The sequence below is a fragment of the Vibrio sp. Vb0937 genome (genome assembly GCF_033338855.1).
This window is the reverse complement of the sequence record NZ_JAWOTK010000002.1, coordinates 159,224-174,155: the sequence shown is the minus strand read 5'-3', so window position 1 is coordinate 174,155 and position 14,932 is coordinate 159,224. Positions and strand designations below refer to the sequence as shown.

Sequence of the window (14,932 nt, the reverse complement as noted above, 5' to 3'; positions counted from 1 at the left end):
CACCAAAAGGGCTCACCCGTTCTGCACGCGTGAGCTCTTTTTATGTGCGGAGAATGCTTGATTAGATGTCCGTAAATCGATGAATGATTTGGTTTGAACTGCCACGCCATTCGAGATTGAGGTCTTTCTTGTCTTGTTCAAACTTACCATCAATCAAAACATCGATGTATTGCACCACTTCCCTTTGCGCGTCATTCAGTTCCGTCAGCGTGTAGCCAGTCCAAACCCAAATGTCTTTACCTGGGCACTCCTCTCTCACCCTTTTCACTATCTTCAAAATATGAGGCACATTAGCAGGGTGAAGCGGATCTCCACCCGACAACGACAAGCCACGGCGTTTGATACGCGTGTCGTTTAAGTCAGCGATGATTTTGTCTTCCGCTTCTTGCGTGAAAAGTACACCAGAATCCAAACGTTGCGTCGACTGGTTATAACAGCCACGGCACTGATGCACACAACCCGACACAAACAGCGCACAGCGCGTACCCGGTCCGTTAACAACGTCAATTGGATAGTATTGGTGGTAATTCATAATGCGTCTCTATGTTATCGCGAAAGAGAAAATCAACCTGTTTAAAGTTGATTTTCAAAGTGTAAAACGAGTGGTAGTTAACCTTACAGGTGTTTAACTCGGCGCTTCACTTCTTCTTGCTTACCGAAGTTAAACGGGCGTGCATCTGGGCTGCCTAGGTAGCCACAAACACGACGTGTCACTGACACTTTGGTTGAATCATGGTTGCCACAGCTTGGGCAAGTGAAGCCTTTACTTGTACAGTCAAACTCACCGTTGTAACCACACTCGTAACACTCATCAATTGGCGTGTTAGTTCCGTAGTAAGGCACTCGGGTGTAACTGTAGTCCCATACGTTTTCTAGTGCTTCAACGTTACGTTGCATGTTCGGGAACTCGCCGTAACAGATAAAGCCGCCGCTTGAGATTTCTGGGTAAGGCATCTCAAAGTCGATCTTGTCGTATGGGTTCACCTTCTTCTCAACATCTAGGTGGAAGCTGTTGGTGTAGTAACCTTTGTCTGTTACGCCTTCAATTACGCCGAACTCTTTCGCATCGATGCGGCAGAAACGGCTACATAGGTTTTCACTTGGCGTTGCATATAAGCTGAAACCATAACCTGTTTCGTCAGCCCATTGATTCACAGCATCTTTTAGATGCTTGATGATCGCGACCGCTTTTTCACGCAAAACAGCGTCATCATAAACGTGCGCTTCTGTACCGAATAGCGCGTTAATTGTCTCGTGTACACCGATGTAACCAAGAGAAATAGACGCACGACCGTTCTTGAAGATATCTGCGATTGAGTCGTCTGCTTTCAAGCGAACACCACATGCGCCTTCCATGTATAGGATTGGGGCCACACGTGCTTTCACGTTTTCAAGGCGAGAGATACGTGTCTCTAGTGCTTTACGAGCAAGACGTAGGCGGTCATTTAGAAGCTCGTAGAATTTCTCTTCGCTTCCGTTTGCACGGATAGCGATACGAGGAAGGTTCAAGCTCACGACGCCAAGGTTGTTACGACCTTCGTGAATCAGCTCACCGTTTTCTTCGTAAGTACCAAGGAAGCTACGGCAACCCATTGGGGTTTTGAATGAACCCGTTACTTCCACTACTTTGTCGTAGTTAAGAATGTCTGGGTACATACGCTTAGACGCACACTCAAGCGCAAGTTGCTTGATGTCGTAGTTTGGATCTTCTGATTTGTGGTTCAAGCCATCTTTGATGCCGAATACCAGTTTAGGGAATACCGCTGTTTTACGGTTCTTACCTAGACCTGCAATTCGGTTCTTCAGAATCGATTTCTGGATAAGGCGTGATGCCCAGCTAGTACCAAGACCAAAACCAAACGTAACGAATGGTGTTTGACCGTTCGCCGTGTGTAGCGTGTTTACTTCGTATTCTAGAGATTGGAACGCGTCGTAACACTCTTTCTCTGTGCGTGCTTTTGCGAACTCTTCTGGCTCAGCAATGTTCCACTCTTTTGCGATCTCTAGGTGTTTCTCGTAGCTTGTGATTACGTACGGCTCTAGAACTTCATCAATACGGTTGATGGTTGTACCGCCGTAAATGTGGCTCGCGACTTGAGCAATGATTTGTGCTGTTACCGCTGTTGCAGTCGAAATTGATTTTGGCGTATCAATCTCAGCGTTACCCATTTTAAAACCATGCGTCAGCATGCCTTTAAGATCGATAAGCATACAGTTAAACATTGGGAAGAACGGTGCGTAGTCTAAATCGTGGTAGTGAATGTCACCCACTTCGTGCGCTTGAACCACATCGCGAGGAAGAATGTGCGTCTTCGCATAGTGTTTCGCTACGATACCAGCCAACAAGTCACGTTGAGTCGGAATTACTTTGCCGTCTTTGTTCGCGTTCTCGTTGATTAGATCCAGATTACTTTCTTCAATCAAACCTTCGATTTCGCGAGTTAGTGCACTTTGCTTCTCACGAGCGATGTCGCGATCGTGGCGATATTCAATGTAAGAACGCGCTAGGGCTTTGTAAGGACCTTGCATGAGTTCATTTTCGACTAAGTCTTGAATCTCATGGATGTGAACTTCATCGTGTTCTCTTAACTGTAACTCGACAGCAAGAGCCACATTAAGAGCATAAATAGCGACATCTTTATCTTTGTTTTCCGCTGCTGCTTCAACTGCTGCTTGGATACGATCCCTGTTGAACGGAGCTCTTGATCCGTCGCGTTTGATTACGATTGGTTTCACCTTGTTCTCCTTACCCGAGCATACTCACAGAGTTATCCACAAACACACTATATGGGGTTATTTTTTATTCTAGCAACACAATATATTGTGGCGTATTTAACGAGAAGCACCACTCGAAAACATTGATTTTGATCAATAAAGATTGGCTAGCGAACAAGAAGAAATCGATCTTATTGGCGTTGATCTCAGTTGCGAAGAAAACCATGAAAATTGCAAAATTGGTACTAAATCTACTTGCTATTTTTGGAGGTCTTGTAGGATAAAGGATGGAAAGGAATACGCTAAAAGATAGGAGTGCAACAGGCCAAAATGCGATCACTTTTTGTTACGTTAATATTACTTTTTAGTTCTCTTTCATTTGCTCAAAACTCCATCAATCTAACCAGTTGGAACATAGAATGGTTATCTATAGATGGTGGAAAAGTGTCGAGAACACCACAAGATTTTGAAAAACTGACCCACTATGTGGATAAAACACAAGCCGACATTCTTGCTTTTCAAGAAGTCGAAAGCGTCGCTGCAATGCAAAAAGCTGTTGGCAATGACTTCACTATCTATCTTTCCGATCGTTCAAACGCCTCCAACCGACACCTTCAGTTTAACGACACCAACCAATACACAGGCTTTGCCGTGCGCAATGGCGTAAGCGTATTAGACAAGCCAGACTTCTCTATCACACGAGGCAACAGCAAGCTGCGCTTCGCGAGCTACCTTGTTTTAAATCCAAACCAAGAAAACGAGACTCACCTACTCTCTGTACATCTGAAAGCGGGTTGCAGTGGCGCGTATCGTAATAACCGCGATTGTAAGATAGTGAAACAACAAGGACAGGCACTAGCTAAGTGGATAAAGGCGCGCGAGGACAACAAACAACATTATGTCGTGCTTGGCGACTTTAACCACAACTTGGGTTATCAAGGAGATTGGTTGTGGGACGTGATATCGGACAATACTAGTGCAAAGCTAGTGACTAAAGAGACTAAAGCGGAATGTAAAGTGCGTTCTAATCGTAATCCGAATAAAACCCACCAATTCCGCTCGGTGATAGACCACATTATTGTGAGTGGTGATTTAAAGGCGTCGTCTGGTGTTCAAACCGTTTTCAAAACACAAGATGTACTCGACTATAAACTGAGTGACCATTGCCCGGTTTCTACGACACTCACTTTTTAGCGTTTAAGTACTATTTTTAACGTTGAAGTACTTTCTTTATTGACGAACCACTCTTTTAGCGGTGAATGACCCAGCCAACATTGCCACTATAAAGAGCAGAACTTGTGTGTTGCCAGTGAAAAGGCTGGCAACCGCAGGACCAGGACACACACCCAGTAACCCCCAACCAATACCAAACAGTACAGCACCACCGACTAACTTTTTGTCTATCGCTTTAGAAGTTGGGCATACAATCTCATCACCAAACACAGATTCGCTTCTTGGCTTTATTAATAAAAGATAAGCTGGAACGAACACCGCAAGTGCTCCGCCCATTACAAAGGCTAAGCTTGGATCCCATGCTCCAGTAATATCGAGAAAGCCAATCACTTTTGCCGGTTCAGCCATACCAGAGACCACCATACCAATACCAAAGAGCACACCAGAAAATGCAACAACGGACATTTGCTTAATACTTTTCATTACATGAGTTTTCATAACGGCACTATTCCTCACGATACTAGCAAGACGGTTAACATGGCTGTGGCCATAAAAGTACACGTCGCGACCACAGAACGGATTGAGAAACGCCCTATCCCACAAATGCCATGACCACTAGTACAACCATTGCCGATACGCGTACCGACACCGACTAACAAGCCAGCAACGATAACTAAAACAACAGAACCGCTGTACTGTTCTGGTACATGCCCGCCAAGAACATAAACAGCAAACACGCCACCTAATACCATCGCAATTAAAAAAACAATGCGCCAAACGCGATCTGCGTTCTCAACGGCACCGTTTAAGATCCCACTGATCCCAGCAGTCTTGCCAGTAAATAGCATCAGTGTTATCGCTGATACGCCAACTATTATGCCGCCCAACAGCGACATCCAAGGAACTTCAAACATAGCAACCGCCAAACTAATTACTTACAGAAAACTTGCTTAAAGGCCTCAACCAGCGGACCAACTCTTTCATCAGAAATTGAATAAAATACCTGCTGAGAAACTTTTCTAGCTTTAATAATGTCGTGCTTTCTCAATACGGTGAGATGTTGTGAAAAAGCAGATTGGCTTAATGATGAACCTTCAAAAAGTTCACCGACCCCTTTCTCGCCTTCAATCAGCTTACACATCACGATTAGGCGCTCTGGATGAGCCATAATTTTAAGCAGCTCACTCGCTTCGGTCGCACTTTGTAGCATACTGTCGCCCATTCTTATGCCTCTTCATTACTACATTACATTTTATTAGATATTACTAATTAATATTATTAAGTCAATGCTAATGTAGATTAAATAACATTAGACTTAGCTAATTTATTTAAGTAAGGTGTAGGCGTTTTCGATCATTCAGCAGGAGAAATCCATGAGCAAAATCGTGATTATTGGTGGGGTTGCTGGCGGTGCATCTGCAGCAGCTCGCGCTCGTCGTCTTAGTGAAGACGCAGAAATCATTATGTTTGAACGCGGTCCATTTGTGTCATTTGCAAACTGTGGCTTACCCTATCACATTGGTGGCGATATCCAAGAGCGCAGCAAACTGCTTCTTCAAACGCCTGAAAGCTTTCTAGCGCGTTTCAATGTTGATGTCCGTGTGATGAACGAAGTGGTTTCTATTAACCGTCAAGACAAAACGGTTACGGTTAACAATTTGCTTGATGGCTCGGAATACCAAGAGAGCTACGACTTTCTTCTACTTAGCCCTGGCGCAGGTCCAGTTGTGCCGCCTATTCCGGGTATTGATAACCCGTTAACACACTCGCTGCGCAATATTCCAGATATGGATCGCATCATTAAAACGATCGAAACCAACAAAGTTGAACACGCTACGGTCGTTGGTGGTGGTTTTATCGGTTTGGAAATGATGGAAGCCTTCCACCAGCTAGGCATAAAAACCACATTAGTTGAAATGGCGGATCAAGTGATGACGCCCGTTGACCGTGAAATGGCTGGCTTCGCACATGCTGAAATTCGTGAGAAAGGCATCGACCTTAAACTTGGCGTCGCACTTGAGTCGGTGAAATTCGTACCTAACGAGCACGTGGCAAGTTTCGACTCTGGTGAGAGCGAAAAACACCAACATCTAGAAGGTGAATTGGAATTAACACTAAACAGCGGTGAAAGACTCACCACCGATATTTTGATTATGGCAATTGGTGTTCGCCCCGAGACCAAATTAGCAAAAGAAGCTGGCTTAGAAATCGGCGCTCTTGGTGGTATTTATATCAATGAATACATGCAAACCAGCGATCCTTCGATCTACGCTGTCGGCGACGCGGTAGAAGAGAAAGACTTTGTGACTGGCGAGCAAACTCTAGTGCCACTTGCGGGCCCGGCAAACCGCCAAGGCCGAATGGCAGCAGACAACATGCTTGGCCGCCAAGAAACTTACCAAGGTACGCAAGGCACGGCGATCTGTAAGATTTTTGATTTAGCCGTCGCTTCTACTGGTAAAAACGAGAAACAGCTGAAACGTGAAAACATCGCTTATGAAAAAGTGTATGTGCATACAGCAAGTCACGCGAGTTACTACCCAGGTGCAGAAACCGTGTCATTCAAAATGCTGTTTGATCCAGTAACAGGTAAAATATTAGGTGCGCAAGCAGTAGGTAAAGACGGTGTTGATAAACGTATCGACGTAATGGCAGTTGCTCAGCGTGCTGGTATGACGGTAGAGCAACTGCAACACCTCGAGCTAACTTACGCGCCACCTTATGGCTCTGCTAAAGATGTAATTAACCAAGCGGCGTTTGTGGCAAATAACATCATCAAAGGCGATGCGACCGCGATTCATTATGATGAAATGGATTCACTGACAGAAGACCAACTGTTACTTGATGTACGTAATCCTGGTGAATTGGAGTCCGTTGGTTATCTTGAAGGTGCAATTAATATTCCTGTCGATCAACTACGTCGCCGCATGCACGAACTTCCTAAAGACAAAGAGATCGTGATTTACTGTCAAGTTGGGTTACGCGGTAACGTAGCATACCGTCAGCTGGTCAACAATGGTTACAAAGCCCGCAACTTGATTGGTGGATACAGAACACTCAAATTTGCTCGCTTATAACTTGATAATAAAAAAGAGAAAACCACGTGCTTGGTTTTCTCTTTTTTTGCAGGAAAGAAAGCGTAGATCATTCACCTTCAATCGCCAAACGGACTGCTGCTTGAGCATGGATAGAAGTGGTATCGAGTAGTGTAACATCGGTGTGACTTTGGTTTACAAGTAAGGCAATTTCAGTACACCCGAGAATCACAGCTTCAACTCCCTGCTCTTTTAGTTTTTCAATAATTTGCAAGTATATCGTCCTTGACTCCTCTTTGATTTCACCTTGGCATAACTCTTTATAAATAATGTTATGTACTTTAGAGCGGTCGTCTTGATCGGGAATGACGACATCAAGCCCATAGAGGTCGGAAAGCCTTCCTTTATAAAAGTCTTGCTCCATTGTGAATTGAGTACCAAGGAGTCCGACCTTTTGAACCCCTTTCTCACGAAGTAACTCAGCAGTCGCGTCTGCGATATGTAGTATGGGGATATGAATACTGGCTTCAATTTGAGGCGCAACTTTGTGCATTGTGTTAGTACAAATAAGAATGAAGTCAGCGCCCCCTTTTTCTATTGAAGATGCAGCATCAGATAGAATGCTTGCCGTTTCTTCCCATTTACCTTGATGTTGAAGTTTCTCTATCTCCGAAAAATTCACGCTATACATACAAATTTTTGCGGAATTTAGGCCGCCTAACGCCTCTTTGACTCCTTCGTTGATCAATTTGTAATAACTAAGCGTCGACTCCCAGCTCATACCACCTAGAAGACCGATAGTTTTCATATAACTCTCCAATCGTTATACACCACCGTGCCAGGGGTGTTTTTTCAAAAAAAATCAGCCACTTAAATAAGCAGCATTCAAGCGTCTTCACTATTGAGCATTGGGTAACACGAAAATAAAATCATTCCCACAAGGACCGCTACGCGACTCTCATATATCCTCGCAATATCGTTACTGCATTTCCAGAAAGCTTAACGTGCTCAGTGCTTAACAACTCTGTATGAACGACCCCACTTCTCTTGGAGGCTTGGAAGCCTTTCAGTTGCTTTTTGTTGAGCTCTTTAGCCCAGTAAACACATAAAGCGCAATGTGCAGAGCCTGTAACTGGGTCCTCGTTAACACCCACCCAAGGCGCGAAGTATCGAGAGACAAAATCGGCGTCAGTGCTTGATTGAGCAGTGATGACGACGCCACGGCCTTTTTGTTTAAGCAGCGCACCAAAATCAGGGTCGAGCTGTTCAAGCACAAATTCATTATTAATGACGATCAACTGCTTATTATCAAACTGACCGTAGGCGACTACATTGGCGGCATCTAGCCCCAAGCCATGAAGTAAGTCTTTGTTAATACTAGCTTTCATATCTAAAGTTGGAGCAGGAAACACCAAATGAATTTCTTCATGATCGAGTTGTGCAGTTAAAACCCCGGATAGCGTAGCGAACTCAATCGTATCTCCAGTATTATATAACCCCTGCTCTTTCAGAACGTGCGCCGTTGCAAGTGTGCCGTGTCCACACAAAGCAACTTCCGTCCTCGGTGTAAACCAACGAAGTTGCATTGTACTGAGTGACAGAAATGCCGTTTCAGATAACGACATCTCGGCCGCGATGGCCAACATCGTTTCCTCATCAAGGCTTGACTCTGTGATACAAACACCCGCGGGATTGCCTTTGAAAACCTCTGATGTAAACGAGTCAACCTGAAAAATTTTAACTTCCACGAAATATCCTTAAGTTCTATCAAACACGTAATTCTGTATCACGTGATTTTTAATATCTGTTGTTTGAGCGAAAAAAACTATGAAATTTTCTACCAACCTTATAGGTCTTGTTGGAAGCGCTAACAAACAGGAGAATGTAGTTAATTATGCAAAACGTAAAAAGCCATCATCAATGTGACTCAATTGGATATCTTATCGGAGTTTTCGGCGTTTCTTTAGTTCTAATATGGATTGGTATTTATAAATTCACACCTACAGAGGCCAAGCTTATACAACCGCTCGTTGAAAATCATTTTCTGATGAGTTGGTTGTATGATGTGATGTCAGTTCAAGCCGTATCAAACATCATTGGCGCAACAGAAATCATTGTCGCTATTGGACTAATCGTTGGCCTTAAAAACACACGAGTCGCTTATTTTTCTGGCATAGCCGCCGCAATTATTTTTCTTGCGACACTCAGCTTTCTAATTACGACACCGAATACATGGAAAGTGTCTGATGGGGTTTTGGTGACAAACTTCTTTTTAGTAAAAGATATTCTATTTTTAGCCATTGCGATTAGCGTCATCGAACGAAACAAGCCAAACAGAGAATAACTCTAAATAGTTCGAAATCTTGTTTTTCCAGAACGTAGCCTGAAAGGTGCAAACGACTTACAAGTCGAATGGTTCTGTCAATAACTCTAAACAAAGACTCTTAAATTTAGAATGTTTAAGAGTCTTTGCCTTCTAATGATGCGAAACAACATCCTAGCGTAAAGTGAAAAGAAAAGCCTTTTACTCTACTGCTAAGGTTTATTGATACTTTGCCGAAGTAATGAACTCACCGAATGTCTCGCACCATACAACAACCGTATTGTATTCAGAAATTGAAGTGCTTTGAGGAACCTCAACAACGAAGTTATCGAACGTTTTGACATCACCAATTAAGCTCATTTCAGATTTAAGGTCATTAAACTCTTGTTCCGTTTCGACAAACTTAGGAGATAGATAGAGTTTATAGTCTGGTCCGGGAGCGAGTTTTCCTACCAACGTAATGACTTCAGAACTCAAATGAATCTCTCCCTCTCCCCAATGAAAAGCATCGCTACCTTTGAGTTCCCTCTTAAACACTGCGCTGTATTCTGCGCCTTGCTTACTCTTAGCAACTTGCTCATCGGTCGGCGCAGGTGGTGCAATAAGGATCGGTAAAGTATAGATACCTATCGCAATGCCAATAGAAACTGACACTAAGTGACTGATTGTTAATTTAATTATATTTTTCAAGGTCATAAGCATCTTCTTATTAGTTTTACTACTTGAATTTAGATTCAAATCGGCCTTATCTGTCTATTATCGAGCAGCATAATGTCATTAACATTATACACAAGCTATGCGCACTAAATGCAGACTGAGCGCAATTAAAAACGGCTGATAATTAATATCAGCCGTTTGCTTATCGGAAATGTCGTTGTGCCGGTTTGGTCACTATTCCGCTTCCACCAAAGCGATCTTATCGGATGTCGATTTTTCCAATTTTATCGCAATAAACTTAGAGGTTGGCGTAAACGTTCTATCCCCATAACTGTCCAAAGGAACTAATGGGTTTGTTTCTGGATAGTAAGCCGCCGCCTGACCTGCTGGTACATCATAGGCAACAAGCGTAAATCCGCTCACACGGCGCTCAACGCCATCTTCCCACAATGACACCATGTCCACTTTGTCGCCCGGTTCAAAACCGAGTTTACGAATATCCGCTTCATTGATAAACAGCACTTCGCGCATACCAAATACTCCACGATAACGGTCATTCAAGCCGTAAAGTGTCGTATTGTATTGGTCGTGTGAGCGCATGGTTTGCAAGATCAAATCTGGCTTTTGGCCTTTTTCGAGTATCGCTTCGCTGATCAACTGTTTCGGCAACTCGCTAGAGCTGAACTGTGCTTTGCCGCTTGGTGTATTCCATCGACGCTCGGCAGCTGGGTTTACCAAGTGGAATCCACCCGGGTGTTTAAGCTTATGGTTAAAGTCGGTAAAGCCCGGAATCGTGTCGGCAATCAAATCGCGAATACGGTCGTAATCTTCAATCGCCCACAACCAATCAATTGGTTTTGCCCCGAGTGTCGCATTGGCAATACCGGCAATAATCGCTGGTTCTGAACGCAAATGCTCCGAACGCGGTTTTAGCTGACCAAATGAGATATGTACCATGCTGAAGGTATCTTCAACCGTCACGCCTTGTGGGCCAGTCGCTTGCTGATCAATCTCAGTACGGCCTAAGCATGGAAGAATAAGCGCATCTTTACCTGTGACAAGGTGAGAACGATTTAACTTCGTCGAAATGTGTACGGTTAAATTACAGTTTCGCATCGCGTTGTGCGTACGTTCTGTGTCTGGCGTTGCTTGTGCAAAGTTGCCGCCCAAACCGATAAATACTTTCGCTTGCCCTTCTTCCATCGCTTTAATGGCTTGCACAGTGTTGTGGCCTTCACCGCGCGGGACGGCAAAGTTAAATCGACTTTCAATGCGATCCAACAACAGCTCTGAAGGTTTTTCATCAATGCCCATCGTACGGTCGCCCTGAACGTTACTGTGACCACGCACTGGTGAAAGACCCGCGCCCGGCTTACCAACGTTACCTCGTAACATTTGCACGTTTGCGACTTCTTTAATGGTTGGTACAGAGTGACGATGCTGAGTCAACCCCATCGCCCAACACATGATCACACGTTCTGCACGTCGATACATGCTCGCCACCATCTCGATTTCACTTAAATCAAGACCCGATTGTTCCGCGATGTGTTCCCAAGACGTTGCATCCACTTCAGCCAAATACTTATCAATACCTGTTGTGTGTTGCTTGATGAATTCACGATCAAATACCGCTTTGCCACCGATTTGCAATGCCTCGCGTTCCCATTGCAACAAGAATTTCGCGATGCCACGAAATACTGCCATGTCTCCGCCCAAAGCAGGACGCAGGTACGCCGTGTTTGTAGGCTCTGAGCCGTTACTCAACATCTCAATCGGCATTTGTGGGTTTTGGAAACGCTCTAACCCACGCTCTTTCAGCGGGTTTAGACAGATAACCTGTGCACCACGTTTTACCGCTTCGCGCAGAGGTTCCAGCATTCGTGGGTGATTCGTGCCTGGGTTTTGACCAATCACGAAAATCGCATCAGCTTCTTCAAAATCATCAAAGATCACCGTGCCCTTACCAACACCAATGGTGTCTTTCATCCCGATTGCACTGGCTTCGTGACACATGTTGGAACAATCTGGGAAGTTGTTGGTACCGAATGCGCGGACAAATAGCTGATACAAAAACGCCGCTTCGTTGCTTGCACGACCAGAGGTATAAAACTCCGCTTGGTGCGGTGAATCCAATTGGTTGAGATGTTTAGCCACAAGAGAAAAAGCCTCATCCCAAGAGACAGGCACATAGTGATCAGATTCGGCATCGTATCGCATTGGGTGCGTGATACGGCCTTGGTATTCCAACCAGTAATCGGTTTGCGTTGAGAGAGAAGAAACGCTGTGATTGGCAAAAAACTCAGGATCAACCAGACGATTGGTCGCCTCCCAGTTTACTGCTTTCGCGCCATTCTCACAGAAATTGACTTTACCGCTATCTGGCGACTCACCCCATGCACATCCCGGACAATCGAAACCGCCATTTTGGTTGGTTTTGAGCATAGTGCGAATGTTTTTAACTGCATTTTCACTGCCCCACCAACTTCTGGTTACGGCTTTCAGTGCACCCCAACCACCAGCTGGACCTTTGTATGCTTTTATTTGTTCTTTTTGGCTCACGACTTTACTCCTCGCAGATATACCAGCAAGCAGGGTGCCCGTGAAAACAAGCGCGTTATTTATTGAGATAATGCGGAAGTATTGAAGGGCTTAGTTTCTAATCCATGTATTTTTTAATCCAAATAAGTAACCACTCAACATGCTCTCGCTTGTCCGAGCGTTTACTTATCTAGATTCTTGATATCGGATACCCGCCTACTGTTTCTAAGACTGGTAGATTCAATTCGCATTGTTGCGTCTTGATCTAAATCAAAGATTAAGTCGATATTCAATATGCGTCCAATTGATAATCCTGACCGAGTGATAAACAAAATCTATGACGAATTTTTCCACTGACGGTCATCACATTTTTAATCAATACAATTTATGAGGTTAATCGTTTTCCCATTCGATTCCACCTAGTTCGCTTAACGAACTCAATAAAATCGGCACTCTTGATAATAGATAATATCTATCACACTATAGATACTTTAAATTTGACCCTAATTAATATCAGGAATAGCCTTGATTCAGATCAATTTTGAGTGTGGTTTTATTCTTGACTTGGTTTTCCATTTCCCAGTTAAAACGCTCCAGCGCTTAAAAATTACGGTAGTGCCGTGCCCTTTTTAGGGAGTTCCCCCCCGTACATGTGACTCACAACGCAAGGTTAACAAGCCATTATGGATATCAAACAACTTAAATATCTCATCGCACTTGAACAGACCAAACACTTTGGTCAAGCCGCCGCATTGTGCCACATTACGCAGCCTACCTTGTCCATGAGAATCCGAAGCTTAGAGGAAGAACTTGACCTCGAATTAATCCAAAGAAGTCAACGATTTGAAGGATTCACTGAAGCCGGAGAACGCATTTTAGCTTGGGCAAAAACCGTCTTAGCCGCTCATGATGGATTGCAAGCCGAGGCTGCTAACTGCCGTGGTCAGTTGGTCGGCTCTCTTCGGCTTGGAATGGTGCCACTCGCCAGCCAAAACCCGATGGAATTGCTCAAACCATTAGCTCACCAGTTCCCTGAGTTACGCTTTCAAATACTCTCCATGACAACCGAACAGATCATAGACCAACTCAATCGCAATCAACTTGATTTGGGGATGTGTTATGTCGATCAAGTTAACACCGCTTACTTCGATGTTATCGAGCTTGACTCGACCAAACTTGGCGTTTTATTCGATGAGCGTCATTTCGATTTTGCCGAATCTGAAGTGTTATGGGAGTCACTCAATAACATTCCGCTAGGGCTGCTTTCGAAGGGTATGCACTATCGCCACTCAATTGATCTTAGCTTTGTGAGTAAAGGGCTGGTTCCGCAAACCGTCATTGAAAGTAACTCCACCTTCCACTTGATCCAAGCAGTAACCAGTGGCCTTTGTTGCGCCATTATGCCGCTGAACTGTGGATTGGAAGAGTTGAACGATACGCTTCGCATTATCCCTATCGAAGAAGCCGCCGTTCACGCCCCGCTAGGTTTGTTAAAGCGAAAACAAGAACCCTTCTCCGCGCTAACCGATCAGTGCTTCGCAGAAGCGAAAAACATATTCAATCGATAACAACAACCCACACGTCAATTTTTGGCATACATAACGGCTTATGAGGTGATTTCATGAGATGTACTACTCAATCTTATTTTGAACTGTCCGATTTCAATCAAGCACCACCTCAACCAAGTGCGTTCAATTACCGAGAATTGATTGATGGCCGCCCAGTGCAACAAATGTCGCTGGCGAGTGAATCCGCCTTAGCTATCAGCTACAACGGCATTAGCCAAGCGGTCATGATGGTGACGCCAGGCCATCTGGAAGACTTCGTGAAAGGATTTAGCCTAAGCACAGGCATCGTCCACGACTTCAAAGAGATCAAAGACATTGAAATTGGTGGCGATCACGAATCTCACTATGCGGAAGTGGAAATCAGCAACCGCGCTTTCTGGGCGTTAAAAACACAGCGCCGAAATCTTGCCGGCACAACCGGATGCGGCATTTGTGGTGTCGAGGCTCTGGAACAAGCTTTGCCTGATTTGGCGCCGCTGACACCGTCTCTTCCTCCGCGCTCCAATGTATTTGAAGGGCTGCGAGACAAAGTCGCACTGCATCAAGAAGCCGCACGTGAATCTGGCGCGTTACACGCCGCCTTATTTGCAGATTTACAAGGCAACATCAAGTTGTGCCGAGAGGATATCGGCCGCCACAACGCGCTAGATAAGTTGATTGGCGCATTAGCCAACAATCACATCGAGCCTCAAAGTGGCTTCGCTATCATGACAAGCCGTTGCAGCTTGGAGTTGATCCACAAAGCCGTTCGCGCGCGTATCCCCACTCTGGTTTGCTTATCTGCACCTACAGCGTTAACCGTCGAATGGGCAAGAAGAAACCATTTGAACCTAATTCACTTACCAAAACACGGCTCGCCGCGTCTATACAGCCCTGCGCCTTAACACGTCAACCTAGCCGAATTCCTAATATTTCTAACAGAG

The 14,932-nt window shown here is 44.6% G+C and carries 14 protein-coding genes; 5 read left to right on the top strand and 9 right to left on the bottom strand.

The window, feature by feature from the left end; genetic code table 11:
• Positions 1 to 61: 61 nt before the first annotated feature.
• Positions 62 to 532, bottom strand: coding sequence for an anaerobic ribonucleoside-triphosphate reductase-activating protein (nrdG, locus tag R7P67_RS04330; RefSeq protein WP_262653680.1), 471 nt, complete (start codon positions 530 to 532; stop codon positions 62 to 64).
• Positions 533 to 615: 83 nt separating this feature from the next.
• Complete coding sequence (nrdD, locus tag R7P67_RS04325; protein WP_005388026.1) at positions 616 to 2,736, bottom strand: anaerobic ribonucleoside-triphosphate reductase; 2,121 nt, start codon at positions 2,734 to 2,736, stop codon at positions 616 to 618.
• Positions 2,737 to 3,045: 309 nt separating this feature from the next.
• Between nrdD and R7P67_RS04320 the strand changes: the two genes are divergently transcribed.
• On the top strand, positions 3,046 to 3,909 hold the full coding sequence (locus tag R7P67_RS04320) for an endonuclease/exonuclease/phosphatase family protein (RefSeq protein ID WP_033907051.1): 864 nt from the start codon (positions 3,046 to 3,048) through the stop codon (positions 3,907 to 3,909).
• Positions 3,910 to 3,945: 36 nt separating this feature from the next.
• On the opposite strand, the gene R7P67_RS04315 is transcribed toward R7P67_RS04320, so the two are convergent.
• From R7P67_RS04315 to R7P67_RS04305, 3 genes are read right to left on the bottom strand one after another with little or no spacing between them, the layout of a single operon-like run.
• Positions 3,946 to 4,386, bottom strand: a complete 441-nt coding sequence (locus tag R7P67_RS04315) for a YeeE/YedE family protein (RefSeq protein ID WP_031781165.1) — start codon at positions 4,384 to 4,386, stop codon at positions 3,946 to 3,948.
• Positions 4,387 to 4,400: 14 nt separating this feature from the next.
• On the bottom strand, positions 4,401 to 4,814 hold the full coding sequence (locus R7P67_RS04310; RefSeq protein ID WP_372058356.1) for a YeeE/YedE family protein: 414 nt from the start codon (positions 4,812 to 4,814) through the stop codon (positions 4,401 to 4,403).
• Positions 4,815 to 4,819: 5 nt separating this feature from the next.
• Positions 4,820 to 5,110, bottom strand: coding sequence for an ArsR/SmtB family transcription factor (locus R7P67_RS04305; protein ID WP_005376206.1), 291 nt, complete (start codon positions 5,108 to 5,110; stop codon positions 4,820 to 4,822).
• Positions 5,111 to 5,261: 151 nt separating this feature from the next.
• Here R7P67_RS04305 and R7P67_RS04300 point away from each other — a divergent pair, with 151 nt between their 5' ends.
• Positions 5,262 to 6,965, top strand: coding sequence for an FAD-dependent oxidoreductase (locus R7P67_RS04300; RefSeq protein WP_086047386.1), 1,704 nt, complete (start codon positions 5,262 to 5,264; stop codon positions 6,963 to 6,965).
• 67 nt (positions 6,966 to 7,032) lie between these two features.
• Here the strand turns inward: R7P67_RS04300 and R7P67_RS04295 are convergent, their stop codons facing one another.
• Together R7P67_RS04295 and R7P67_RS04290 are read right to left on the bottom strand one after the other, a co-directional pair.
• Positions 7,033 to 7,731: an aspartate/glutamate racemase family protein gene (locus R7P67_RS04295; protein ID WP_262653683.1), complete on the bottom strand. Its 699-nt coding sequence runs from the start codon at positions 7,729 to 7,731 to the stop codon at positions 7,033 to 7,035.
• A gap of 139 nt (positions 7,732 to 7,870) precedes the next feature.
• Positions 7,871 to 8,671, bottom strand: a complete 801-nt coding sequence (locus R7P67_RS04290; protein WP_213968375.1) for a PhzF family phenazine biosynthesis protein — start codon at positions 8,669 to 8,671, stop codon at positions 7,871 to 7,873.
• A gap of 146 nt (positions 8,672 to 8,817) precedes the next feature.
• On the opposite strand from R7P67_RS04290, the gene R7P67_RS04285 reads away from it, so the two are divergent.
• Complete coding sequence (locus R7P67_RS04285; protein ID WP_005376100.1) at positions 8,818 to 9,267, top strand: YkgB family protein; 450 nt, start codon at positions 8,818 to 8,820, stop codon at positions 9,265 to 9,267.
• Positions 9,268 to 9,465: 198 nt separating this feature from the next.
• Here the strand turns inward: R7P67_RS04285 and R7P67_RS04280 are convergent, their stop codons facing one another.
• Complete coding sequence (locus R7P67_RS04280; RefSeq protein ID WP_213970862.1) at positions 9,466 to 9,942, bottom strand: DM13 domain-containing protein; 477 nt, start codon at positions 9,940 to 9,942, stop codon at positions 9,466 to 9,468.
• Positions 9,943 to 10,137: 195 nt separating this feature from the next.
• Complete coding sequence (locus R7P67_RS04275; RefSeq protein WP_171342944.1) at positions 10,138 to 12,462, bottom strand: FdhF/YdeP family oxidoreductase; 2,325 nt, start codon at positions 12,460 to 12,462, stop codon at positions 10,138 to 10,140.
• Positions 12,463 to 13,124: 662 nt separating this feature from the next.
• Here R7P67_RS04275 and R7P67_RS04270 point away from each other — a divergent pair.
• The gene (locus R7P67_RS04270) at positions 13,125 to 14,009 is read left to right on the top strand and encodes a LysR family transcriptional regulator (RefSeq protein WP_005388011.1); all 885 of its coding nucleotides are present in this window, start codon (positions 13,125 to 13,127) and stop codon (positions 14,007 to 14,009) included.
• 53 nt (positions 14,010 to 14,062) lie between these two features.
• Entirely contained in the window at positions 14,063 to 14,893 is an 831-nt protein-coding gene (gene fdhD / locus R7P67_RS04265) for a formate dehydrogenase accessory sulfurtransferase FdhD (RefSeq protein ID WP_262653688.1), read from the top strand.
• The last annotated feature ends 39 nt before the right edge of the window (positions 14,894 to 14,932 follow it).